This window comes from Blastococcus sp. TF02-8 (assembly GCF_003319175.1).
Classification (GTDB): Bacteria; Actinomycetota; Actinomycetes; order Mycobacteriales; family Geodermatophilaceae; genus Blastococcus.
Map to the genome: position 1 here is coordinate 199,245 of NZ_QOHK01000005.1, position 20,804 is coordinate 220,048.

The following is a 20,804-nucleotide window of genomic DNA, read 5'->3' on the forward strand; positions in this document are numbered from 1 at the left end:
TATCGACCGGCGATGACTTCCGCCGACGCCGCCCGTCCTACGTCGGACGACGAGCGGCGACCGGCCGCCGGGGACGAGGGAGCCCGATGCCCAGGTACCTGATCTTGTTCGACGAGGGCGCGATGGCATTCCCCGCCGAGGAGCTGCAGGAGGTGGCGCGCGCCGCGACGGCGGTCGTGGCCGAGGCGCGGCAGGCGGGTGTGTGGGTGTTCGGCGCCGGGGTGCAGGACGCCGAGCCGACCGTCGTCGGTACCGACGGCGCCGTCGCCCACGGGCTCGTCCCGCCAGGTCGGCCCCACGTCGGCGGGTTCACCGTCGTCGACGTGCCGACGCGGGAGGACGCCCTGGCGTGGGCTGCGCGGATCGCCACCGCCTGCCGGTGTGCCCAGGAGGTGTGGGAACTGATGCCGGACGCCGAGGTCTGACCCCGGTCAGAGGGTGACGACGACCTTGCCCCGCACGTGCCCGCCGGCGACCAGCTCGTGGGCCTCGGCGGTCCTCTCCAGTGGGAACGCCTTGGCGACGGCCACCCGCAGCTGACCGGCGTCGGCCATGCGGGCCAGCTCCTCCAGGTCGTGCCGCTCCGGACGCACGAACACGTAGCGGCCGCCGAGCTCGTTCACCGACGGGTCGACGACGCTGGCGATGCGGGAGACGTCGCGCACCTGCTCCGGGGCGTCGGTCAGCGAGTCGCCACCGTTGAGGTCGAGCACCGCGTCCACCGGCTCCGAGAGCTGCCCGCTGATCGGGCCGGCCGAGTAGTCGAGCACCTCAGCGGCCCCGGCCTCGGTGAGGAAGCCGTGGTTGCGCGGGCTGGCGGTGCCGATCACGTGGGCACCCAGGGCGACGGCGATCTGCACGGCGAAGAACCCGACGCCGCCGGCCGCGCGGTGCACCAGCACCCGGTCGCCCTCGCCGACGGCCAGGGCCTCGGTCAGCGCCTGGTAGGCGGTGAGGCCCGCGAGCGGCACGGCGCCGGCCTCGGTGAAGGAGAGCGACTCCGGCTTGTGCGCCACGCACCGCTGCGGGGCCGAGACCAGCTCCGCCGTCGTCCCCCACTGGACGTCGTCACGGCGCAGGTAGCCGAACACCTCGTCGCCGGGCTGGAAGTCGACGACGGCCGGGCCGACCGCCTCGACGACCCCGGCGAGGTCCCAGCCCGGGATGATCGGGAAGTGGTGCGGGAAGAACCCGGCCAGACCGCCCTGGCGGATGCCGAGGTCGACCGGGTTGACGCCCGCCGCGCGGGTGCGCACCAGCACGCTGTCGGGGCCGACGGGCGGCTCGGGCAGGTCCTCGCGCAGCTGCAGGACCTCGACGCCGCCGAAACGGTCGTAGGCGATACCTCTCATGACCGCGCCCTCACCTGCGCCCCTTCACGTACCGGCCGAAGGCCTTCTGGATCTCGCGGCGCGAGTCGCGCTCGGCGAGGTCGTGCCGCTTGTCGTAGGACTTCTTGCCCTTCGCGAGCGCGAGGGTGGCCTTGACCTTGCCGTCCTTGAAGTACAGGTCCAGCGGGACGAGCGTCAGCCCGCCCTCCTTGGTCTTGCCGACCAGCTTGTCGATCTCGGCACGGTGCATGAGCACCTTCCGCTTGCGCCGCGGCGTGTGGTTGGTCCAGGTGCCCTGCACGTACTCGGGGATGTGGACGTGCTGCAGCCACACCTCGCCGTCGTCGATCGAGGCGAACCCGTCGACGAGCGAGGCGCGGCCGGCACGAAGGCTCTTCACCTCGGTGCCGGTGAGCACCAGGCCCACCTCGTACGTGTCGAGGATCGAGTAGTCGTGCCGCGCCTTCTTGTTCTGGGCGATGAGCTTGCGCCCCTGTTCCCGCGGCATTCCTCCAGGTTACTGGGACCCGCTGCGCCCGGTTCCGCGCGATCATGAAGTTGGGGAAGGAACACGCCGCGCGCGGTCGGCGCGCCACGTCCCGAACTTCATGATCGCCGGGGGTCAGAGGCGGACGTAGAGCCGCAACGTCACGTAGGAGGCGATGGCCGCGGCCAGCACACCGGCGGAGGTGATGACCACGCCGGTGCCGATGATCTGGCCCCAGTCGACGCCGGTGATGATCCCCGCCTTGATCGGGCCGGCCAGCGTGCGGTCGACGAACGTCAGCTTGGTGAGCACGAGGCCGCCCACGGCGAGCAGGCCACCGATGAGCCCGGCCACCGCCGCCTCGAGGATGAACGGCAGCTGCGTGTACCAGCGCGAGGCGCCGACCAGTCGCATGATGTTGGTCTCGTTGCGCCGGTTGAACGCCGCCAGCTGGATGGTGTTGGAGATCAGCAGGAGTGCCGCGGCCGCCTGCACGAAGGCGACGGCGAGCGTGGCGTTGCGCGCTCCGTTGAGCAGGCTGAACAACCGGTCGAGGAAGTCGCCCTCGTCGCGCACCTGGTCCACGCCGTTCTCCCCGTTGGGGAACTCGGACGCGATGACCGAGTAGCGCTCGGGGTTCACCAGCTCGACGCGGAAGCTCTCGGGCAGCGCGTCCGGCGGGGTGTTCTCCACCAGCTCGGGCTGCTGCGCGAACTGCTCCTTGAACCGCTCGTACGCCTCGTCGCGGGACTCGTAGATGAAGTCCTTGACCTCGTCGGAGGCCTCGAGCTCGGTGCGGATGGCCTGCCGCTGCTCATCGGTCACGTCGTCGGCCAGGAAGATCGAGACCTGGACCTTGTCGTAGTAGATGTCCTTCATCTTGCCGATCATCTGGGCGATCAGCAGACCGGTGCCCATGAGGCCGAGCGAGATCGCCGTGGTCAGGATCATCGCCACCGTCATGGTGAGGTTGCGACGCAGCCCGGTGGCCACCTCGGAGAGCACGAAGTTGACGCGCATGAATTCCCTGTCGTGGAGTGCGGTGAGGCCCGGTCAGCGGCGGGCGGTCAGCGGCCGACGCCGTAGACGCCGCGCGACTGGTCGCGGGTGAGGACTCCCCCGTTGAGCTCGATGACGCGGCGGCGCATGGAGTCCACGATGTGGTAGTCGTGCGTCGCCATGATCACCGTGGTGCCGGTGCGGTTGATCCGCTCGAGCAGCAGCATGATGCCCTCGCTCGTCTCCGGGTCCAGGTTTCCGGTCGGCTCGTCGGCCAGCAGCACCAGCGGCCGGTTGACGAACGCGCGGGCGATCGCCACCCGCTGCTGCTCACCGCCGGAGAGCTCGCTGGGCAGCCGGTTGGCCTTGCCCTCCAGGCCGACCATCTCCAGCACCTCGGGCACGACCCGCTTGATCGTCCGGTGCGGCTTGTTGATGACCTCGAGGGCGAACGCGACGTTCTGGGCGACCGTGCGGTTGCGCAGCAGGCGAAAGTCCTGGAAGACGCAGCCCATCGTGCGGCGGAGCTTGGGCACCTGCCACTTGCTCATCGTGTTCAGCGCCTTGCCGTTCACGACGACGGTCCCCGAGGTGGGGTCGTCCTCCTTGAGCAGCAGCCGCAGGAAGGTCGACTTGCCCGAACCGGAGGACCCGATCAGGAAGACGAACTCTCCCTTGTCGATCTCCGTGGACACGTCGTCCAGGGCCGGCCGCCCGCTCGCCGGGTAGAGCTTGGTGACGTGTTGCAGTTCGATCACGAGGTGCCACGGTACTAGCCGCGGGCCCCGACCACGGCCGATTGAGCGCGACCTGCCGGGAGTCGTTCTCGCAGAGGGTCACCGTGCGGCCGCATCCGCCGGGACGGCGGTGACGGACGGTCGCCGGACCTCCCCGCCGACCCCGCGACAGTGACCTCAGCTACAGCTCAGGACGCGGGCACGGCCTCCTGCTGACGGCGCCACCGGATGCCGGCCTCGATGAAGGCGTCGATGTCGCCGTCGAGCACCGCCGTGGTGTTGCCGGTCTCCTGCTCGGTCCGCAGGTCCTTCACCATCTGGTAGGGGTGCAGCACGTAGGAGCGCATCTGGTTGCCCCAGCTGCTGCCCTCGCCCTTGAGCGCGTCCATCTCCGCCTTCTGCTCCTGCTGGCGGACGACGAGCAGCCGGGCCTGGAGCACGCGCAGCGCGGCAGCGCGGTTCTGGATCTGGCTCTTCTCGTTCTGGCAGGACACCACGATGCCGGTCGGGATGTGGGTCATCCGGACGGCCGAGTCGGTGGTGTTCACGCTCTGCCCACCGGGACCCGAGGAGCGGAAGACGTCGACCCGGATCTCGTTCTCGGGGATGTCGACGTGGTCGGTCTGCTCGACGACCGGCAGCACCTCGACGCCGGCGAACGACGTCTGCCGGCGGCCCTGGTTGTCGAAGGGCGAGATGCGCACGAGCCGGTGGGTGCCCTGCTCGACCGAGAGGGTGCCGTAGGCGTAGGGCACCTTCACCGAGAAGGTGGCCGACTTGATGCCCGCCTCCTCGGCGTAGCTGATGTCCAGCACCTCGGTCGGGTACTTGTGCCGCTCGGCCCAGCGCAGGTACATGCGCATCAGCATCTCGGCGAAGTCCGCGGCGTCGACGCCACCGGCCTCCGAGCGGATGGTCACCAGCGCCTCGCGCGAGTCGTACTCGCCCGACAGCAGGGTGCGGACCTCGAGCTCGTCGAGCTGCTTGCGCAGCGCCTCCAGCTCGCGCTCGGCCTCCGCGACCGTGGCGGCGTCGTCCTCCTCCACCGCCATCTCGTGCAGGACGGCGACGTCGTCCAGCCGGCCGCGCAGCTCCTCGACCCGGCGCAGGTCGCCCTGCATGTAGGAGAGCTTGGAGGTCAGCGCCTGGGCTGCCTCGACGTCGTCCCAGAGGTCCGGGGCGGCGGCCTGCTGCTCGAGCTCGGCCACCTCCCGCCGGAGCTTGTCGACGTCGAGGACGGCCTCGATCGACTTCAGGGTCGTGTCGAGCTCGTCCAGGACGACGGAGAAGTCAGCGGCCACATCGACCCAGGGTAGTGCGCGGGCGCCGGCGACAGTCAGGCGTGCTGCGACGGGCTGATCGCGCCGCGGGTCAGCGCGGCGCTGGCGGCGGGGAGGACCGCCCCCGGACGCTCCCGCCGGCCACCACCGCGCGCGGCCATCCAGTCGACCAGCTCGCCCGCCGGCATGGGCCGTGCCAGGTGGTATCCCTGCGCGAAGGTGCAGCCGAGCTCGACGGCCAGGGCGAGCTGCTCGGCGGTCTCCACCCCCTCGGCCAGGCTCTGGGTGCCGCAGGCGCTGCCCAGGGCCACGATGGCCGCGATGGCTGCCGCCGCGTGCGCCTTCCGCCCCTCGCGGAAGGCGACCAGGCTGCGGTCGATCTTCAGGACGCCGGTGGGCAGGTCGACCAGCTGCCCGAGCGAGGAGAAGCCGCTGCCGAAGTCGTCGATGGAGACCTCGACCCCGTGCTCGCGCAGCTCCTCCAGCTGGGCGGCCGCGAACTCCGGGTCCTCGGCGACGGAGGTCTCGGTCAGCTCGCAGACCAGGTTGGTCGGCGGCAGACCGGACTCGGCCAGCGCGGTGAGGACGTCGTCGACCAGGGTGCCGGTGGACAGGTGCCGGGCGTGCAGGTTGATGCCGATGACCAGGTACAGCCCCTGCCGGCGCCAGGCCATGTTCTGCGTCGTCACCTCGCGCAGCACCCACCGCGTGAGCGGCACGAGCAGGTCGTACTGCTCGGCGACCGGCAGGGACTCCCCGGGCATCAGCAGCCCACGCTCCGGGTGCTGCCACCGCACCAGCGCCTCGGCGCCGTTGTACTCACCGGTGGGCACGTGCAGGATCGGCTGGTAGTGCAGCACCAGCTGCCCGTCGGCGATGGCGTCGCGGAGCTCCCCGGCCATCTGCACCTTGCCCTGCACGAGAGCACGCAGGTCGGGGCTGAACACCCGCCGCGGTTGCGACCCGCGGCCTTGGCGGCGTACATCGCCAGGTCGGCGTCGCGCACCAGGTCGCTGGAGCGCAGGCCGGACCGCCCGGCGGGCACGGCCGCGATGCCGATGCTGGCGCTGAGCCGGTGCGTGCGGCCGCCGAGCTCGAAGGGCTGGTCGAACGTGGCCTGGCAGCGCTGGGCCAGCATCTCGGCGCCGTCGAGGTCGCACTCCCGGCAGAGCACGACGAACTCGTCGCCGCCGAGCCGGCCCACGGTGTCCTGCCCGCGGGTGACGCCCAGCAGCCGTCCGGCCAGCTGACGCAGCAGCTCGTCGCCGGAGTCGTGCCCGAGGGAGTCGTTGACGTCCTTGAAGCCGTCGACGTCGAGGAAGAGGACGGCCACGGCGGGCGCGTCGGCACGTTGCAGCTCCTGGTCGATCAGCTCGTGCAGGTGCGCCCGGTTGGGCAGCTCGGTCAGCGAGTCGTGGCGCGCCTGCCACGCCGACGCCCGCTCGGCCTGGACCCGCGTGGTGACGTCGGTGTGCGTCACCACGATGTGGCCCGCCTGGTCCACCCGGGAGGCCATGAGGTGGAACCAGTGGGTGCCCTCGTGGGTGGGCAGCCCGTAGTCGGCGGAGACGGTCTCCCGCTCGCCGCGTGAGAGCCGGCGGAGGTCCTCGATCAGGTCGCGGGTGGCCTGCTCGTCCCGCATCACCCGCAGGGCGAGCCCGAAGTAGTCACCGCCGATGCCGACCGCGAACCGGGGGTCGTCGATCGCCTCGACCGCCGTCCGCCAGGCGAGGTTCGTGAGCAGGACCCTGCCGTCGGGATCGACGAGGAGGGTCGGCGAGGGCAGGGCGTCGATGACGGCGGCCACGAGGGCACCGTCGACGGCCTCCCCGCTGCCGGGATGGCGCGCGTCGAGCGGAAGCCGCCGACGTCCCGTCCGGTCGCGCACCTGTCCTCCCGCTGCTGGGTTCGCGGACACCGACAGCGGATCTACCCGGAAAGCGGATCGCGACTCGGCGCCGCTCGGTGACCGCTGCGCGACGGTCGGTTCGCCGCCCTCGCCTCCCGGGTCTCCGCCCCGATCCAGCGCAGGTACCCGGGGTTGCCGCCCACGAGTGGCATCGCGATCACGCAGGGCACCTCGTACGGGTGCAGCTCGACGGTCCGGGCGACGATCTCGGGCACGAGGGACCGGCGGGTGTGCAGGGCGACCCGCGCCTCGGGCTCGTCGTGGACAGCGCCCTCCCAGCGGTACACCGAGCGGATCGGTGACAGGTGGTGCCCGCAGGCGGCCAGCCGCTCCTCGACCAGGGCGCGGGTGAAGCCGGCCAGCCACTCGGCGTCCGCGGCGGTCACCACCACCTCGCAGTACTCCTCGTCCATGCGGTGATCCTCTCCCCCGGTTCCGGCGCCCCGCCTGCGTGGAACCGGGGTGCCCGCGGGTAGGGGGCGGTCATGAGCGACGAGATGACGATCCAGCTGGACGGCGACGAGTACGTGGTGAGCCCGGAGGGCGAGGGCCTGCGCGTGGGCCGACGGGTCGGGGGCGAGCTGACCTGGCTCGAGTCCGTGGACGGCAGCCTGCTCAACGAGCAGACCCGCACGGCACTGGCCAACGGCGACGCCTCCGACGACGCGCTGCTGCAGGCGGTCCGCGGCGTCGTGCAGGCCGAGGTCGAGCGGGGCGCCTGACCGCAGCGGTGACGGGCCGCCGCGACCACCCGGTCGTGGCGGCCCCGGCCTCAGCGTCCGCCGCGGCCGGGGCCCCGGCGGTCGTCGTCCCGTCGGTCGCGGGCGGCCTGGCGGTCGCGCTCGGCCTGGGCGGCCAGTTCCTGCATCCAGCGCTGGAACTCCGCGCGCGGGTCGATCCGCTGCGGAGCAGGCGGAGCCGCGGGCGGCGGAGGTGCGGGCGCCGGAGCCGGCTGCGCAGGGGCAGGCGCAGGAGCCGGGGGTGGCGGAGGAGGCGGGGGCGGCGGAGGCGGAACCGGGCCCTGCGCCAGGTGCAGCTGCCCCGTGGCCAGCGGGGCCCGGGCCCGGTCCGCGGCGGCCGCCCACTCGTCCCAGCGGAGCGGATCGAGCAGCACGTCGAGCACCGCCGGGACGGCCTCCCCCGGCACGTCCTCGCCGACCGCGTGCCCGATCGAGTCCGCGGCCCGCACGTCGCACCCCACCCGCTGCACCACGCTGCGGCCGACGACGCAGCCCGCGCGAACGGCGACGGCGGCACCGACCTCCGAGGCGAGCCTGGCGCGGACCTCGTCGGCTGCCGCGGGCTGCCCCGCCAGGCGGGACAGGAACGGTTCCAACGCCGTTCGCACCGGCAGCGCGGCGGCGGGCTCCAGCGGGCCCACGAGCAGCTCCCCGGAGCCCGCGCCGCGGGGCCACCGCGCCACGTCACCCGGAGCCAGCACCACCAGGCCGGAGAGCCCCCGCGAGAAGGCTGCTTCGGCGCCCTCGACCGTGACGGTGCGCTCGGGGGCACCGATGTCACCCGCCGTCTGCACCGTCACCGCGACGTCCAGGGGGTTGCGCACCGTGATGGCGCCGGCGTCGACGCACGCCTCGAGGAGGAAGTCCAGCGGCACGGTGCCCCGGGACTCGTCGACCGGGCACAGCTCGGGCGCCGGACCGGCGGACGCGCCGGTGGGCACCGCGAGAGCCGCCGCCACCAGGGCGACGACGACCGCTGCGCGCCTCACGCCGGGAACCCGCAGACCGGCTGGAGCCGGGTCACGAACTGCTCGACGCTGTCGAGGACGGCGGTCCGCGCCCCCTCGGTCAGAGGTGGTTCGAGCACCCCGAGAAGGGCGGCGAGCAGGTCGTCGGCCGCCTCCTGCAGCTCGGGGTGGTCGGCCGCGGAGAGGCCGGAGACCAGCGCCCGGAGCTCACCGCGGGCAGCGGCCAGCCGGCTCCGTGCGTCGATCGCGTCCGCACCGGCGGCGAGCTCACCCATGGCGGCGGGGATGTCGAGGAAGTGGGTCGACCGTGCGATGCCACCGCAGACCGCCGGAGCGCCGGCCGGGGCGGCGTAGTCGGCCACGGCCACCGCCGGCTGCTGCGGCGGGGTGGTCTCCTCGGCCGAGCAGGCCGACAGACCCAGCAGGACGGTCAGCAGACCGAGCGCAACGGACCTGCAGACCAGCACGTCCGTCACGGTAGGTGTTCGGTGAACATCGGGGACAGCCCGCGTCACCTGGAAGGACGAACCAGCTCTCTCTCCCCGGTGACCGTGCGTGGCCGGGGACACGAAATAGCCGGGCCGCCCGCCGGTGCTGGGCCTGGCATGACCGTCAGCAAGACCGCCGTCACCGCCGTCCCCCTGCACCCGCTTCTGGCCGGTCGGTGGAGTCCTCGCGGCCTGGACGCCGCGCACGAGCTGACCGAGGAACAGCTGACCGCGCTGCTCGAGGCGGCACGGTGGGCGCCGAGCGCGAACAACACCCAGCCGTGGCGGTTCGCCGTCGCACGCCGGGGAACCGCCGCGTTCGCAGCGGTACGGGACGCGCTCGCTCCGGGCAACCAGCTGTGGGCGCACGCGGCGTCGGCGTTCGTGGTCGTCGCGGCGGAGACCACCGGCCCGGACGGCGCCCCACGGCCGTGGGCGGTCTACGACGCCGGACAGGCGGTCGCGCACCTGACCGTGCAGGCCGAGCACGAGGAGCTGGCGGTGCACCAGCTCGGCGGCTTCGACCGCGACCGGATCGCCGCGCTGCTCGACCTGCCGGCTGCCGTCGTGCCGCTCGTCGTCCTCGCCGTCGGCCGGCGTGACGCCGCGGCGGAACTCCCCGAGGCGCTGGCCGCCCGTGAGCGGACCCCGCGCGAGCGGCTGCCGCTGGACTCCCTGCTGATCCCCGTGCCCGAGCAGGCCTGAGCGCCGGCGGGAGGTCGGTCAGCCGTCGACGTAGCGGTCGCGCTCGACGACGAACTGGCCGGTGGCGGTGTTGGACTCGATGAACTCGGGCAGCAGCGGGATCCGCACGGTCACGGTCACGCACACGGAGAACTCCTCCCCCGGCGTCAGCGTCGGTGAGTAGCTGCCCGCGGCCGCGCAGTCCGCACCGGCCGGTGCGTACTCCAGCCGCATGTCGGTGACCTCCACCGACTGGTCCTCCACCGCCAGCTGCGCCGCCCGCAGCGCCCGCTCCCGACCGGTGGCCACGTCCGGCGCGGTACCGATCGCCCGCCCGGCCTCGCGCGCCGCCGCCTGCGAGGCGAACACCCCGCGCTGGACCGCGGAGAAGCCGGCCACGACGTAGACCAGCGGGACGAAGACCACCAGCGCGACGAAGACGAACTCCACCAGCGCCGACCCGCGCTCACCGGTGAGCATCCCGAGCCGGCGGCGCAGCCAGGTCACGAGCCCTCCTTGAGCGCCCGCCCGGTGACCTCCAGCGGCAGCAGGTTCCCCAGCACGGCCAGCAGCGTCGGCACCGAGCCCGAGCACCGCACGACGACGACCGTCGAGCCGCTGGGGTCGGGTTCCTCACCGGAGGTGCAGTCCAGCCCCTGCGCCGTCTGCACGGAGGTGGCGCGGGCGACGACCTCCAGCGTGCGGTCGGCACCGATCGCCGAGTCGACGTCGGCGTTCGCGGCGAAGCGGGCGCCGTCCTGGGCGCTGGCGGTGACCACGTTGCGCACGTGCACGTAGACCGCCACCTGCAGCACCGCCATCAGCAGCGTGACGATCAGCATGGAGACCATCACGAAGTCCACGACGGCACTGCCCCGCTCCCCCGCGAGCGCACGCGACGCGCTGGCGGTGGTCCGGGGGGCCGCGGTCATCCGCCGGTGGTGACGGAGTTCAGCGCGTTCTGCACCGCCTCGACGATGGCGTCCTGGAAGACGCCGAGGATGGCGAGCACCAGGGCGGCCGTCATCACGGTGACCATGACCCAGCCGGGCACGTCCCCGCGCTCGGGGTCCTCCCCGCGGAGGCGGACCGCCAGGGCGGCGAGGGTGCGCGGAACGAGACGCATGGCGTCGTCCTTTCTCCAGGTCCGCCGGCTCATCGCGCCAGCGAGACGATGCTGATCAGCCCCGGGAACAGGGCGAAGAGAACGGTGACCGGCAGCACCAGGAAGACGACCGGCACCATCATGGCGATCTCCTTGCGGCCACCGGATTCGAGCAGCCGCCGCTTGCCGGCCTCCCGGACGTCGGCGGCCTGGGCGCGGAGCACCTCGGCCAGCGGGGTGCCGCGCTCGATCGCGACGAGCAGCCCGTCGATGAACCGGGCCAGCGGTTCCAGGGAGGTCCGGTCGGCCACCTGCTGGAGGGCGTCGACCAGCGGGATGCCGGCACGGGCCCGGCCGAGGGCGGCGCCCAGCTCGTTCGCCAGCTCGCCGCCCGAGAGGCGGGTGACCCGGGCGATCGCCGCCGTCGGGCTCTCCCCCGCCGTCACCGCCAGGGCCAGCAGCTCGGCGACCACGGGGAACTCGGCGAGGAGCAGCTCCTCGCGCCGGTTCACCTGCTGGGTGAGCCACCAGTCGCGGCCCAGCACGCCGCCGAGCAGCCCGGCGACGCAGAGCAGGCCGGCGGTCAGCACGTTCAGCTTCCCGGCGGCGACCGAGCCGACCGTCGCGACGACGGCGGCCGCCATCAGCCCGAGCCCGCCCCAGATGACCTGCTCGATGCGGAAGTCCTCGACCGACAGGTCGCCACCGAGGGCATCCAGCCGCCGGCGCACCGCGGCCCGGCCTCCCACGAGCCGGTCGACCATGCGCGCGCCGTTGCTGATCGACGGGCCGGCGATCCGGCGGACGGCGGTGAGCATCCCCGGCTCGGTGGCGGTGCCGAGCAGCCGCGACGGCGGAGGGGTGTCGTGCACGTACGGCGCGAGCCGGTCGACCAGCCGCACGGAGCGGAACGGGGGCGCGTAGGTGAGCACGAGCAGCAGCCCGCTCGCGGCGAGCAGCCCCAGCAGCATGCCCAGCAGACCCGCGCTCACTGGAGCACCCGCACGTCTTCCGGCAGCCGCCCGATCCGCAGCATGACCCGGTAGGCGAACAGGCAGACCGCACCGCCGCCGAGCAGGATCGCCGTGCCCGCGGCCGAGTCGTAGGCCGCGAGCGTGGCCGACTGGGTGGCGAGCAGCAGCAGGACCACCCACGGCGCGGCGACCGCCAGCCGCGCCGCCTGCACGACCCAACCCTGCCGCGTCTCCAGCTCCGCGCGGGCGCGGGCGTCCTCGCGCAGGAAGGTCGACAGGGTGCGCAGCACCCGGCCGAGGTCGGTGCCACCGACCTCGCGGGCGACCCGCAGCGTCTCCACGATGCGGTCGCCGACGGGGTCGGCGAGATCGTCCTTGAGCCGGTCCAGGCACGGCCCGAACCGCCCGCTGGACCGGTACTCGGCGGCGAACCGGGCGAACGGCGGCCGCAGCACCTCCGGCCCACGGGTCGAGGGGCTGGCGAGCGCCTCGGGCAGCGAGAGCCCGGCCCGGACGGCCGAGGCCAGGTTGTCGACGACCTCCGGCCACACCTCCCGCAGGTCCGCCCGACGCTTGCCCGCGAGCCGGCGCACCTGCACGTAGGGCAGCAGGAAGCCGAACAGGCCGAACACGAGGCTCACCGTGACGGTGGCCGTGGTGACCAGGACGACGACGGTCGCCAGCAGGCCGGCGACGACCTGCAGCGCCAGCAGCTGAGCACCGTTGATACCGGTCAGGCCCGCGGCCGACAGCGCCTGCTGGCGCCGCCCCGGCCGGCGGGCGTCCGTGCGCGGCTTCGGTGCGCGCGAGCCGCTGCGCCAGACCAGCAGCAGGCCCACCCCGAGCAGGAGCCCGAGGAAGGCGCCGGACTCGGTCACGGCGCTCCGCCGAGCAGCCCCGGCAGGTCGAAGCCGGCGGCGGCGAACCGCTCGGCGTGCGGCGGGTAGCCGTCGGCCCGCACGAGCCGACCCGCACGGCTGGTGAAGACGTCGGCGGTCTCGATCACGCCGTTCTCCGCGCGGCCCGGGAGCGCCACGATCTCACGGACCCGCCGTCGTCCGTCGGCGTCGGTGCCCACGTGCACGACCAGGTCGACGCTGGAGGCGACGGTGGGGACGACGAACGACGTCCCGATGTTCTCCCCGGCGAGCAACGGCAGGGTGCACATCTTCACCACGGCCTCGCGGGCGCTGTTGGCGTGCAGCGTGCACATGCCCGGCAGCCCGGAGTTCAGCGCGATGAGGAGGTCGAGGCACTCCTCCTGGCGGACCTCGCCGACGACGATCCGGGAGGGCCGCATGCGCAGCGCCTCCTTGACCAGGCGGCGCAGCGGGATCTCCCCGGCGCCCTCCAGATTGGGCTGGCGGGTCTGCATCGAGACGACGTCGGGAAGCGGCACCCGGAGCTCGAACACCTCCTCGCAGGTGATGACCCGCTCCCGGGCGGGCACCGCGGCGCAGAGGCAGTTGAGCAGCGTGGTCTTGCCGGCCTGGGTGCCGCCGGAGACGAGGATGTTCAGGCCCGAGGCGACGGCGGCCTCGAGGAAGCGGGCCGCCGGGGCCGTGATGGTGCCGAGCGCCACCAGCTCGTCGAGCGAGTGCGCCTGCAGCACGAACTTCCGGATGTTGACCGCCATGTGGCGTCTGGTGATGTCCGGGATGACCACGTGGAGCCGCGAACCGTCGGGCATCATCGCGTCGACGAAGGGGGTCGACATGTCGATGCGTCGACCCGAGGTACGCAGCATCCGCTCGACCAGGTCGGCCAGCTCGCCGGGGGCCAGGATCGTCGTCGTCAGCTCGCTGCGGCCCCGCCGGGCGATGAACACCCGGCCCGGCTCGTTGACCCAGATCTCCTCGATCTCCGGGTCGTCGAGGTAGCGCTGCAGCGGGCCGAAGCCGGCCACCCGGTCCAGGACGTCGCGGACCACGGACTCGACGTCACCGATCGGCGGCAGCGCGGAGGTCAGCGAGCGCTCGGAGTAGTCGGCGACGACGTCGCGCACGAGCAGGCGAACCGGGCCGGGGTCGAGGAACGGGTCGAGCCCACGCCGGCGGATCAGCTCGCGGACCTCACCGTCCACGACATCCAGAGCAGTCGGCACGCCATCCCCCGTCGAACCTGTTGATCAACGGTCGGACTGTAAGGAAACGAACCAGTCCGCGGGCCGCCGTTCACGGGTTCTGTGGACAACCGGGCGCCACGTCCACCCACGCGGGTGAACACCCGGCTGGTCACGCCGCCGAGTCTCCGAGGTCGTGAAGACCCCGCGGCGACCAGGGCGGATCTTCTCCGATGCGGGTCGTGGTCCGATGCGCCCTAGAACCGACCCTGCGGCCCGTGCCGGTCAGCCGCGTCCTTGTCGACGCTGCTGCTTCGCCGCCTTCTTCGCTGCGGACCTCTCTCTACGCGCTGCCTCAGCCGCGGGCGACTCCCACACCTGCGACGCTCCCGCTATCGCGAGCATCACGACGAAGACACCGACCGCGACGGCGACGGCGTTGATCACCACGTTGTCAGGCTGCCAGAGCAACCAGAACGCTGCCGCTCCGACCGCCACGACGAACACCACCGCGACGAGCGTGGACCACACGATGCGTCGGTCCGCCTTTCCCATCTCGCGATCGCGCAGCACTGTGAGTTCGTATGTGACCAGTTCGGCGAGGGGCTGCTGCAGATGTTCCGGCGTCTCCTTGAGCAGCTCCAGGTGACGGCGAGTGCGGCGGGCCAGGGTCGGCCATGCCAGCCGCCCGAGGATGCCAAGCAGCGGGACGGCGAGTACCTGTATCCACTCCGGGACCGCGCTCACCACTGGAACGCTAGCGGGCGTGTTCGATCACCCGACGCCTGCGGGCAGGGCACGGTCCTCCGAGGGTCAACGGTCGGACTGTAAGGAATCGATCAGTCCGCGGGCCGCCGTTCACGGGTTCTGTGGACAACCGGACGCCACGGCCACCCGCGTGGGTGAACTCGTCAGTCACGCCGGCGGGACGGCGTGCGGCGACTGCCCTCCGCCCGGCCCGGGCGAGGAATCGGTGAGCTACGGCGGGAGCGGGATGCGCACGGTCACGCAGACGGAGGGCCCCTCCCCCGGCGTCAGTGTGCGGCTGCGGCCGTGGGTCTCGCCTGACGCTCGCCGCCGCACAGCACGGGTCACCGGGGCTGGGACACGCAAGGCTCCCGTCGCCGGGCGTACGTGATCTCCGCCCCGAGGCTGCGCAACATGCTGACCGACAGGTCGCCGAGGGCGTCGGCAGCCACGGGCTCGAGCATCGTCGCGAGCAGCGGGATCCCGATGTCGAACGTGACCTCGAACTCCACGCTGCACCCGCGATCCGCCGGCAGGACGCGCCAGCTCCCGACGAAGTGGGCGAGGTCCCCCTCGAGCTGGCTGAAGGAGACGCGCATGGACGCGTGGTCGATCGCATCCTGCTCGATCCACTCCAGACGCGCTCCCTTGAGGAGCACCGCCCAGCGGCTCAACCGAGGGCCGTCACCCTCCGGGAGCAGCACGACCTCCTGCACCTCCGGCATGAAGGACGGGTAGGAACCGATGTCCAGGACAGCCGACCACACGTCGCTCGCGGGGCGGTCGACGGACAGGGCGGTGAAGACGGTGCGCATCACATGCCTCCTGCTGCTTGCGCGCTCATGGGACGAGTGACATCCAGTCGAGAGCCGGAAGACCCTCCTGACCGCGGAGCGCTTCGATGTCGGCGGCGATCCGCACGTTGGGGAAGAAGCCGTCTGCACTGCGCAGAACGGGGATCCTCACGGGCAGCGCCGCCACGAGGAGCGCGTCCTCCGCGACCACCACGGCTCGCGCAGCGTCCGCGTCGGCCCTGCCCGCCCCGAACGCAACGGGGAGGGCCCGGGCGGCGGCGCACGACGTCGCCGTGCCCAGGGCGAGCTCCAACACATGCTCCAGCCGGGCAGGTGCCCCGACGAAGCCCGCGAGCGCCTGGTGGCAGTAGGTGATGGCGCTGAGAGCGCCGTGGCACGCCTCGACGACGGTTGGCCAGTCCTCTTCGGCGTACGCCGCGTCGATGTCACGGAAGCAACCCTGCACCGCCATGGCGTAGACCCAGCCGGCTCCGGCGCCGACGGTCGTGAACCACTGCACGTTGTACGAACCGGCGGCGCTCACGCGGTCACCCCCAGCCACAGGTTCGTTGCGGCCGTGTCGGCGGTGAGCGTCAGGTGCCTCATGCGCAGTCCCTCCAGCAACCGGTCGGCGGACGTCGCCGACAGGCATTTCTCCAGCGAGCCCGAGACATCCGGCCAGGTCGGGCTGAGCATCTTGTGAGCAGACAGCAGGTAGCTCTCGCGCCCGACCGACACGACCTGTGCGGTCGGGTCGGGGGACACGAGCACCGCGAGCCCTGGGTCGACACGGCCGAGACCGGTCTCGTCGAGCAGCAGGTCGACGTCCCGGGACGTCCGAGCGGTGTAGGCGCTCCGGACGAACTCGGCATCGAGGGCGACCCTGCGGCACTGGGCGGGGAGCCACTTGTCGCCCGTCGCGAACCCACCCGCCGCACGGCACCGGGCCTCCACGAGAGAACGCGCCGCCCGCCGCCACAGATACGCCCTCGTGTCCTCGGAGGCGGCAGCGGACTCGGCAGCCAGCCATGCCACGGCGAGATTGAGCAGGAGATCCTCGAGAGCAGCCCGTACCAGGGAGCCGGCGATGACCTTCCCGGTGTCGTCGTCCAGCAGCTCGGGCGCCCCGCGGCGCAGCGGAACCGCCGTGAGCCAGCGGCTCCAGACCGAGCGCATCGGCGACGGTGGCGCACCGGCGGCCGTGACGGTGCCGACCGGCGTCTCAGCAACCGGGAACGACGCGGCTGCCTCTCGCACGGCCGCGAGGAGGCCGGTCGGGAACTGCTCGATGTCCACGGGTGTGTCGCCGTGGAAGAACAGGATCGAGGGCGACACCTCCTCCACCTTGTCGCTGAACATGTGGACGTCCACGTCGCTTCCGGCATTGCCCACCCCCGAAGCGAGCGATCCGACGAGGTAGGGCTCTCCCCCCTCGAGGACCGAGCCGCCCAGAGCCAAGACGTCCGAAGCCGTCATCCCGACCGGTCGCAGCGCCACATCCACGTCCCGTTGCGCCAGCATCGTCATCCACTCCCTCTCCGATGCGTGTCCGGCGAGCTCGGCGAGCTGCCGGTCGTTCACGTGCGCGTCTCCCACTGGAAGCGGAACCGGACGACGACAGCCGCTGCCAGGCCCCAGGCGAGCATCACCACGAGGTGCGTCAGGGTCGCGGGGCCGTTCCCGGTGACCGGGCTGTAGGCGTCATGCATCCCGAGCAGGAAGTGTCGGACCGGCAGCAGCTCCGAGAACGAGGCGAGCAGGCTGCCCGGTCGCACCGGGAACAGCAGTCCGGAGGCGATCACCACCGGGAAGAAGACGCCGTTGACGACCGCCGGGGCGGCGTCCGCGTTGGGTAGCAGGGCCACGATCGCCAGCGCCATCGCGCTGAAGCTCCCTGCCCCGACCACCATCGTGACGAGGACGATCAGCGGGTCTCCCGGCCGGTCCAGACCGTACGCCGCAGTGCCGATCGCGAGCGTCGCACCACCCAGGGCCATGGCGATCAGCAGCTGGTGGACGACGAGACCACCGACCAGCACCGTCGCCGGCACCGGCGTCGTCCGGGCTTGCTTGAGGAGCCCGGAGTCGCGCCGTAGGACGAGGGTCATGGCGAGGTTCGTGTAGCACGCGCTCATGACCGCGAAGGCGGCCACCGCGGGCACGAAGAACTGCTCGAACCGGCCGCCCGCGGGAGCCGAGGTCGCGTCGACGGTGAGAGAACCGACCACCAGCAGGAGGACGAGCGGGAAGGCCACCGTGAACGTCGCTGCTGCGGGGTTGCGCCGGAAGCTGCGCCACTCGTAGCCCAGCTGCACGCCGCACGTGCGGGCGATGGTCATGTCGCTCCAGAGGAGGCGTGGCCGGCTCCCGTGAGGGACATGTAGACCTCCTCGAGGCTGGGCCGCTTCACCTGGAGGTCGACCAGGTCGACGCCCACGGTCGCGGCCCAGTGCAGCAGCGCGTGCACGTCGGCGGGCACATCCCGCGAGTCGAGGACGTGCGTGCCGTCCGGAAGCAGCTGGGTGCAGCCCGGGACGGGCTGCTGGGAAGACAGGGTGAAGGTGATGCGAGCCAGGCCCTGGGACAGCCGGTCCAGTTCCTGGTGCGTCCCGTCCGCGAGCGTCGCGCCACCCGACATGACGAGCAGCCGGTCGGCCAGCTGCTCGGCCTCGTCGAGGTAGTGGGTCGTCAGCAGAACGCCGGTGCCGTCGTCGCGGAGGCGTTGGATGAACGACCACGTGCTGCGCCGGGCCTCGGGGTCCAGGCCGGTCGTCGGCTCGTCGAGGAACAGCAACCGGGGACGACCGACGAGGGCGAGGGCCAGGTCCAGCCGGCGCTGCTGCCCGCCGGACAGCCGACGCGTGAGCTGGCCGGCCAGCGGCACGAGGTCGACGAGCTCGAGGGCGTCCACCGGGTCGAGCGGCAGCCGGTAGTAGGAGGCGCGTTGCCGCACCGACTCCAGCACGGTGAGGAAGGGGTCGAGCGCTGACTTCTGGAGGACGACCCCCACGTCCCGGCGCAGCTGCCTGCGCTGCTCGGGCACGCCGGGGTCGAGGCCCAGGACCCGCACCCGCCCCGCCGTCCGGCGACGCAGTCCCTCGAGCACCTCGATCGTCGTGGTCTTCCCCGCGCCGTTGGGGCCGAGCAGCGCGACGACCTCACCCTCGTGGACCTGCAGGTCCACGCCGCGCACGACCGCGTGGTCGCCGTAGGCCACCGTCAGCCCCTCGGCGTCGATGGCCAGACCGTGACGGTGACTCATGCGACGAACCGCCACGGCTCCGGTGTGCGGGACGCCAGCCGGGGTTTGCGCTCGGCCCAGTAGCGGACCGAGCTGCTCAGGACCTCCGCCGGGTTCTCGACCAGCGATGTGGCACTGAACGGGCGACTCATGCTCGTATAGCTCTCGAACATCCCGAGCAACCGGACGCCCTCCTGCTGGAGCGGCGTCAGGTACTGGTCGCTCAACGGGCGGAAGAACCGGTGCCAGCTCCCGGGGTCGATCGTTGGGGGGACCTCGATGGGAGCGATACGCCGGTCGCGCCGCCACTCGTTGAGGGTCTCGCAGACCACGGTCACGAAGACCTCGAGCGTGAGCGCCGCAGCGCCTGCGCCGATCACGACCGGCTGGTCACGGGGCTCGGAGAGTGCCGCTGCTGCGATCGAGGCAGCCACCTCGTCGACGGCCGCGATCTCTGCGAAGCCGCCAGGGGACCCGATGAGGGCGGCCGCCATGCCGGACGTCAGGGCCTGGAGCACCGTGTAGGGCCCGGAGAACCGCGAGATACGACCCGTCCCGCGACTACCCAGCACCAGGGGAGGCCGGACGATCGTCAGCCGACCGGCCCGCCGGCGCGCGATCAGCTCGCACTCGGCCTTCGACCACTCGTAACTGTTGCGGAACCCCTGCCAGGGCGAGGTGCGCTCACCGTGCTCGCCCTCGACATAGGCGGTCGAGACGTGCACCAGGTGCGTCTCGTCGTCGATGAGGTCGAGCACGGCGCCGAGCGGCACGATGTTGGCAAGGGTCGCCTCGTCCTTCGTCATGGTCCAACGCGTCGAGGCGGCGGTGTGGACGACGACGTCCCAGTGCGTCCGCAGCGACTCTGGCACCGACTCGCGTCCGATGTCCCAGTGGACGTCCACCAGGTCGGACGGGCGGCGGCCGACCGTCACCAGGTCGACGTCCGGTCTCAGTGCCGCGGCAACTGCGGTGCCGACCACGCCCGTCGCGCCGGTGAGAAGGACTCGCGGCGCGGTTCCGGCTGCCCTAGACAACGCTCGGTACCAGGACGAGCGATGCGTTCAGACCGCCGAAGCCGAAGCTGTTCGAGATGGCCGGCCCGGTTCCGATGCGGCGGGCCGCCCCCTGGACGACGTCGACCACGCCCTCACCTACGACATGGTTGGCGACGGGCGGCACGAGGTTCTCCCGTCCGGAGAGCAGCGTGATGATCGCCTCGAACGCACCGGCAGCGCCGATCATGTGACCCGTCACGCCCTTCGTCGCCGTGACGGGAGTGCCCTCGGGAACCACAGACCTGATCACGACCGCCTCGGTGCGGTCGTTCAGGACGGTGCTCGTCCCGTGCGCATTGACGTGCGTGACATCAGCCGGATCCACACCGGCGTCCGCGAGCGCCAGCTCCATGCACCGGCGCGCTACGTCGCCGGGGCCAGGCGCGACGACGTGGAAGGCGTCGCAGGTGCTGCCGTAGCCGGCCACCTCACCGTAGATGCGAGCGCCTCGGCGAACCGCAGCCTCCCACTCCTCGAGGACCACGAACGCGGCGCCCTCCCCCATCACGAAACCGTCGCGGCTCTCGTCGAACGGGCGGGACGCCCGTTCCGGGTCGTCCGTCCGCTCGGACAGCGCGCCCAGTCGCCAGAACGCCGTCAGGACCAGGGGGTGCAGGACGGCGTCCACGCCTCCGGCGACCGCGACGTCGCAGGACCCCGACCGGATCTTGCTCGCAGCCTCCCCGATCGCCGTCGCACCGCTCGCGCACGCAGTGGCGAATGTCAAGGACGGGCCACATACGGCCAGCGCCAGGGAGATCTGCGCCGCCGCCGAGCTCGGCATGAAGGTCGGGACCGCGTGTGCGGGGATGTCGAGCTCAGCGTCCTGCAGCGTGCGGACCATCTCGACGATTCCGAAGAGCCCACCGGCACCGGTTCCGACGAACACGCCGCACCCGGGCACGTCGTCCAGCTCCAGCTTGGCGTCCTCCACCGCGTCGCGCGCCGCCGCGAGGCCGAGCATGGTCGGTCGGTCCATCCTGCGCAGCACCCGCTCGGCGAAGTACGCCCGAGGCTCGAAGTCCACCACCGGACAGCCGAAGGTCACGGGCGCGTCGCACAGCACGTCGAGGCGCCTCGCCAGGGACTGGCCCGCCAGCACCGCCGACCAGGCATCGTCGACCGTCGCACCTGCAGGCGTCTTGACGCCCATCCCGGTCACCGCGACGCGACGCCGCACGCCGGCTGACGCCTCTCCGC

At 72.3% G+C, this 20,804-nt stretch carries 27 protein-coding genes; 3 read left to right on the forward strand and 24 right to left on the reverse strand.

Annotation, left to right across the window (positions count from 1 at the left end):
• The first annotated feature begins 86 nt into the window (after nucleotides 1-86).
• Nucleotides 87-425, forward strand: a complete 339-nt coding sequence (locus tag DQ237_RS12085) for a YciI family protein (protein WP_113800379.1) — start codon at nucleotides 87-89, stop codon at nucleotides 423-425.
• Nucleotides 426-431: 6 nt separating this feature from the next.
• Here the strand turns inward: DQ237_RS12085 and DQ237_RS12090 are convergent, their stop codons facing one another.
• From DQ237_RS12090 to cutA, 8 genes are all read right to left on the reverse strand, one after another.
• Complete coding sequence (locus DQ237_RS12090) at nucleotides 432-1,352, reverse strand: NADP-dependent oxidoreductase (RefSeq protein WP_113800380.1); 921 nt, start codon at nucleotides 1,350-1,352, stop codon at nucleotides 432-434.
• Nucleotides 1,353-1,362: 10 nt separating this feature from the next.
• Nucleotides 1,363-1,839, reverse strand: a complete 477-nt coding sequence (gene smpB, locus DQ237_RS12095) for an SsrA-binding protein SmpB (RefSeq protein WP_113800381.1) — start codon at nucleotides 1,837-1,839, stop codon at nucleotides 1,363-1,365.
• 114 nt (nucleotides 1,840-1,953) lie between these two features.
• Entirely contained in the window at nucleotides 1,954-2,838 is an 885-nt protein-coding gene (gene ftsX / locus DQ237_RS12100; RefSeq protein WP_113800382.1) for a permease-like cell division protein FtsX, read from the reverse strand.
• Nucleotides 2,839-2,885: 47 nt separating this feature from the next.
• Entirely contained in the window at nucleotides 2,886-3,575 is a 690-nt protein-coding gene (gene ftsE, locus DQ237_RS12105) for a cell division ATP-binding protein FtsE (protein ID WP_113800383.1), read from the reverse strand.
• 167 nt (nucleotides 3,576-3,742) lie between these two features.
• Nucleotides 3,743-4,855 (reverse strand): peptide chain release factor 2, encoded by a 1,113-nt coding sequence (prfB, locus tag DQ237_RS12110; protein WP_113800384.1) that lies wholly within the window; start codon nucleotides 4,853-4,855, stop codon nucleotides 3,743-3,745.
• Between the two features lie 35 nt (nucleotides 4,856-4,890).
• A complete protein-coding gene (locus tag DQ237_RS20215; protein WP_240619606.1) occupies nucleotides 4,891-5,694 on the reverse strand; it encodes an EAL domain-containing protein in 804 nt (267 codons plus the stop codon).
• Nucleotides 5,598-6,722 (reverse strand): sensor domain-containing diguanylate cyclase, encoded by a 1,125-nt coding sequence (locus DQ237_RS20220; protein WP_240619592.1) that lies wholly within the window; start codon nucleotides 6,720-6,722, stop codon nucleotides 5,598-5,600. The genes DQ237_RS20215 and DQ237_RS20220 overlap by 97 nt, the downstream gene beginning before the upstream one ends.
• A 41-nt stretch (nucleotides 6,723-6,763) precedes the next feature.
• The gene (gene cutA / locus DQ237_RS12120) at nucleotides 6,764-7,156 is read right to left on the reverse strand and encodes a divalent-cation tolerance protein CutA (protein WP_113800385.1); all 393 of its coding nucleotides are present in this window, start codon (nucleotides 7,154-7,156) and stop codon (nucleotides 6,764-6,766) included.
• A 72-nt stretch (nucleotides 7,157-7,228) separates the two neighbouring features.
• On the opposite strand from cutA, the gene DQ237_RS12125 reads away from it, so the two are divergent.
• Nucleotides 7,229-7,465, forward strand: a complete 237-nt coding sequence (locus DQ237_RS12125; protein WP_113800386.1) for a hypothetical protein — start codon at nucleotides 7,229-7,231, stop codon at nucleotides 7,463-7,465.
• 50 nt (nucleotides 7,466-7,515) lie between these two features.
• On the opposite strand, the gene DQ237_RS19930 is transcribed toward DQ237_RS12125, so the two are convergent.
• Together DQ237_RS19930 and DQ237_RS12135 are read right to left on the reverse strand one after the other, a co-directional pair.
• Nucleotides 7,516-8,472, reverse strand: a complete 957-nt coding sequence (locus DQ237_RS19930) for a hypothetical protein (RefSeq protein WP_205730186.1) — start codon at nucleotides 8,470-8,472, stop codon at nucleotides 7,516-7,518.
• Nucleotides 8,469-8,918 (reverse strand): hypothetical protein, encoded by a 450-nt coding sequence (locus DQ237_RS12135; protein ID WP_147251795.1) that lies wholly within the window; start codon nucleotides 8,916-8,918, stop codon nucleotides 8,469-8,471. The genes DQ237_RS19930 and DQ237_RS12135 overlap by 4 nt, the downstream gene beginning before the upstream one ends.
• A 138-nt stretch (nucleotides 8,919-9,056) precedes the next feature.
• Between DQ237_RS12135 and DQ237_RS12140 the strand changes: the two genes are divergently transcribed.
• A complete protein-coding gene (locus DQ237_RS12140; RefSeq protein WP_113800388.1) occupies nucleotides 9,057-9,644 on the forward strand; it encodes a nitroreductase family protein in 588 nt (195 codons plus the stop codon).
• 18 nt (nucleotides 9,645-9,662) lie between these two features.
• Here the strand turns inward: DQ237_RS12140 and DQ237_RS12145 are convergent, their stop codons facing one another.
• The 14 genes from DQ237_RS12145 to DQ237_RS12210 all read right to left on the reverse strand — a co-directional run bounded on the left by DQ237_RS12145 (nucleotide 9,663) and on the right by DQ237_RS12210 (nucleotide 20,784).
• The gene (locus DQ237_RS12145; RefSeq protein WP_113800389.1) at nucleotides 9,663-10,130 is read right to left on the reverse strand and encodes a hypothetical protein; all 468 of its coding nucleotides are present in this window, start codon (nucleotides 10,128-10,130) and stop codon (nucleotides 9,663-9,665) included.
• Nucleotides 10,127-10,555, reverse strand: a complete 429-nt coding sequence (locus DQ237_RS12150) for a TadE family protein (RefSeq protein WP_113800390.1) — start codon at nucleotides 10,553-10,555, stop codon at nucleotides 10,127-10,129. The genes DQ237_RS12145 and DQ237_RS12150 overlap by 4 nt, the downstream gene beginning before the upstream one ends.
• A complete protein-coding gene (locus tag DQ237_RS12155; RefSeq protein ID WP_113800391.1) occupies nucleotides 10,552-10,749 on the reverse strand; it encodes a hypothetical protein in 198 nt (65 codons plus the stop codon). The genes DQ237_RS12150 and DQ237_RS12155 overlap by 4 nt, the downstream gene beginning before the upstream one ends.
• Before the next feature lie 29 nt (nucleotides 10,750-10,778).
• Nucleotides 10,779-11,720, reverse strand: a complete 942-nt coding sequence (locus tag DQ237_RS12160; RefSeq protein ID WP_205730187.1) for a type II secretion system F family protein — start codon at nucleotides 11,718-11,720, stop codon at nucleotides 10,779-10,781.
• Complete coding sequence (locus tag DQ237_RS12165; protein WP_113800392.1) at nucleotides 11,717-12,580, reverse strand: type II secretion system F family protein; 864 nt, start codon at nucleotides 12,578-12,580, stop codon at nucleotides 11,717-11,719. Before DQ237_RS12165 ends, DQ237_RS12160 begins: the two co-directional genes overlap by 4 nt.
• Complete coding sequence (locus tag DQ237_RS12170; RefSeq protein WP_240619593.1) at nucleotides 12,577-13,806, reverse strand: CpaF family protein; 1,230 nt, start codon at nucleotides 13,804-13,806, stop codon at nucleotides 12,577-12,579. The genes DQ237_RS12165 and DQ237_RS12170 overlap by 4 nt, the downstream gene beginning before the upstream one ends.
• A 243-nt stretch (nucleotides 13,807-14,049) precedes the next feature.
• Nucleotides 14,050-14,511, reverse strand: a complete 462-nt coding sequence (locus tag DQ237_RS12175) for a hypothetical protein (protein WP_147251796.1) — start codon at nucleotides 14,509-14,511, stop codon at nucleotides 14,050-14,052.
• A 344-nt stretch (nucleotides 14,512-14,855) separates the two neighbouring features.
• Complete coding sequence (locus DQ237_RS12180; RefSeq protein ID WP_113800542.1) at nucleotides 14,856-15,326, reverse strand: type II toxin-antitoxin system RatA family toxin; 471 nt, start codon at nucleotides 15,324-15,326, stop codon at nucleotides 14,856-14,858.
• A 25-nt stretch (nucleotides 15,327-15,351) separates the two neighbouring features.
• Nucleotides 15,352-15,849, reverse strand: coding sequence for a hypothetical protein (locus DQ237_RS12185; protein ID WP_147251797.1), 498 nt, complete (start codon nucleotides 15,847-15,849; stop codon nucleotides 15,352-15,354).
• A complete protein-coding gene (locus DQ237_RS12190; RefSeq protein ID WP_147251798.1) occupies nucleotides 15,846-16,886 on the reverse strand; it encodes a hypothetical protein in 1,041 nt (346 codons plus the stop codon). Before DQ237_RS12190 ends, DQ237_RS12185 begins: the two co-directional genes overlap by 4 nt.
• A complete protein-coding gene (locus DQ237_RS12195) occupies nucleotides 16,883-17,644 on the reverse strand; it encodes an ABC transporter permease (RefSeq protein ID WP_113800397.1) in 762 nt (253 codons plus the stop codon). Before DQ237_RS12195 ends, DQ237_RS12190 begins: the two co-directional genes overlap by 4 nt.
• Nucleotides 17,641-18,567: an ABC transporter ATP-binding protein gene (locus tag DQ237_RS12200; protein ID WP_113800398.1), complete on the reverse strand. Its 927-nt coding sequence runs from the start codon at nucleotides 18,565-18,567 to the stop codon at nucleotides 17,641-17,643. Before DQ237_RS12200 ends, DQ237_RS12195 begins: the two co-directional genes overlap by 4 nt.
• Complete coding sequence (locus DQ237_RS12205; RefSeq protein WP_113800399.1) at nucleotides 18,564-19,583, reverse strand: SDR family oxidoreductase; 1,020 nt, start codon at nucleotides 19,581-19,583, stop codon at nucleotides 18,564-18,566. The genes DQ237_RS12200 and DQ237_RS12205 overlap by 4 nt, the downstream gene beginning before the upstream one ends.
• Complete coding sequence (locus tag DQ237_RS12210; RefSeq protein WP_205730189.1) at nucleotides 19,576-20,784, reverse strand: beta-ketoacyl synthase; 1,209 nt, start codon at nucleotides 20,782-20,784, stop codon at nucleotides 19,576-19,578. The genes DQ237_RS12205 and DQ237_RS12210 overlap by 8 nt, the downstream gene beginning before the upstream one ends.
• Nucleotides 20,785-20,804 lie beyond the last annotated feature (20 nt).